The sequence below is a fragment of the Mesorhizobium sp. M2C.T.Ca.TU.002.02.1.1 genome (assembly GCF_003997225.1).
On record NZ_RZTO01001073.1, the window covers coordinates 1 to 1,722 of the forward strand.

Here is a 1,722-nt window from a genome sequence, read left to right on the forward strand (position 1 = left end):
ATTCCGGCGATCATCGCGCCCCCGGCGGCTGCCGGAGAGATTCAAGCGACGCGTCCAAGTGCTTGTTTTCATACATTGCGGAGTCAGATGTTGCGGCTTCCGGGCTTAACGGCTGGAATAGCGGCAAGTTCCGGCGGCAGGCGGTCGGCGGGATAGGCCGGCACTTCATATTCGGCAAGCGCGATCAGCGGCACGCCGACGTCGGTCTTGCCGGCCGAGCGGTCGATGATGCAGGCCGCCGCCACGACCTCGGCGCCAAGCTCTCGCAGGCAATCGATGGTCTCGCGGATCGACAGGCCGGTGGTGACGATGTCCTCGACGATGACCACGCGCGCGCCCTTGGCGATCTCGAACCGGCGCAGCCTGAATTCGCCGCCTTCCCGCTCGACCCAGATCGCCGGAACACCCAGATGGCGCGATGTTTCATAGGCCGGGATCAGGCCGCCGATCGCCGGGCCGACGACGTAGTCTATCCTGCCAGGCACCGCCTTGCGGATCTTCGCGGCCAGCGCTTTACAGAGGCGCTCGGTCTTGTCGGCATGCATGAAGACGCGGGCCTTCTGCAGGAAGACCGGACTGCGCAGGCCGGACGTCAGGATGAAATGACCTTCGAGAACGGCGCCGGCCTCGCGGAAAATGCCCAGCACTTCGTCGGTGTTCATTGTTCGCTCCATGCCTTTGGCGAGTGGTGAATGGTGAATGGTGAATGGCAGTGATAGCGCCTTCTATTCACTATTCACTATTCACTATTCACTATTCACTATTCACTATTCACTATTCACTATTCACTATTCACCCATTGACGCGCCGCGCATCGCTGACGCTCGAATTGTCCTTCAGCTGCGACAGCAGCCGGTTGAGATGCTTCAGGTCCCAGACCTCGAGGTCGATCAGCATCTCGGTGAAATCGGGCGCCGTGCGTATCATCGACAGCGTGTGGATGTTGGCGTCGTTGGACGCCACGACCTGGGCGATGTCGGCCAACGAACCGGGCGCATTGATGGCGGTGACCGAGATGCGCGCCGGGAACCGCTCCTTGGTGCGCTCGTCGATGTCCCAGCGCACATCGATCCAGCGCTCGGGCTGATCGTCGAAGGCCTGCAGCGCCGGCGACTGGATCGGATAGATGGTGATGCCGGTTCCCGGCTGGATGATGCCGACGATGCGGTCGCCGGGCACGGCACCTTCCGGCGCGAAGCGCACCGGCAGGTCGCCGCGCACGCCGCGGATCGGCACCGCGCCGTCGCGCGGCTGGTCCTTGCCCTTCTTCGCGGCGCGTGTGCCGGGCATCTGGAACAGCATGCCGGCGGCGTTGCGGATCTTCGACCAGCCTTCCTCGCGCTGCTTGGGCGGGGCGACGGTGACGCGCTCGTCCTTATAGTCGGGGAAGACCGCTTTCATGACGTCGGTGGAGCTCAACTCGCCGCGGCCGACGGAAGCCAGCACGTCCTCGATGTCCTTGCGCGCCAGGCGGTGCAGCACCGGCTTCAAGCTCTCCTTGGTGAAGGTCTTGCCGGCGCGCTCGAAGGCGCGCTCCAAAATCCGGGCGCCGAGGCCGGAATATTGTTTGCGGATGGCGTTCTTGGTGGCGCGGCGGATGGCGGCGCGCGCCTTGCCGGTGACCACGACCGATTCCCAGGCGGCGGGCGGCACCTGCGCCTTGGAGCGGATGATCTCGACCTCGTCGCCATTCTTCAGTTCCGTCATCAGCGGCATGATGCT

Annotated in this window: 2 protein-coding genes; both read right to left on the reverse strand. The window is 64.2% G+C overall.

Annotated elements, in window-relative coordinates:
- Positions 1–83 precede the first annotated feature (83 nt).
- Positions 84–662, reverse strand: a complete 579-nt coding sequence (pyrE, locus tag EOD07_RS33465) for an orotate phosphoribosyltransferase (protein ID WP_127238264.1) — start codon at positions 660–662, stop codon at positions 84–86.
- A gap of 130 nt (positions 663–792) precedes the next feature.
- Positions 793–1,722: RelA/SpoT AH/RIS domain-containing protein (locus tag EOD07_RS33470; RefSeq protein ID WP_164772794.1), on the reverse strand; the 930-nt coding region annotated here is incomplete at its 5' end.